Annotated in this window: 1 protein-coding gene; it reads right to left on the reverse strand. The window is 64.3% G+C overall.

Annotation, left to right across the window (positions count from 1 at the left end; translation table 11 throughout):
- Window positions 1–272: M28 family peptidase (locus tag NLU14_RS21835; protein WP_275710564.1), on the reverse strand; the 272-nt coding region annotated here is incomplete at both ends.

The raw sequence follows: 272 nt of genomic DNA on the forward strand, positions 1-272 counted from the left end.
GAGGCCGAAGAAATCGCCCTTGTTCCAAACCGGCCGCTCCGCGCCATCGGCGATCTCGCGGGCGATGCGATAGTTCACGTCGACGAAGCGCACGCCGGACTCCCAGTCGATCGCCGGCAGCTGGCCGATCTCGTCCGAGGGCTGGTGATAATGGTTCTTCATGAAGTCGTCATAGGCCGCGCGGCCGGGGCCGCCCGCGCCGGGCCAGAGGAAGACCGAAGGCACACCCTTGCGGACGAAGTTATAGTGATCCGAGCGGACGAAGATGTTCT

The sequence above is a fragment of the Marinobacter iranensis genome (assembly GCF_029207565.1).
Taxonomy (GTDB): Bacteria; Pseudomonadota; Gammaproteobacteria; order Pseudomonadales; family Oleiphilaceae; genus Marinobacter; species Marinobacter iranensis.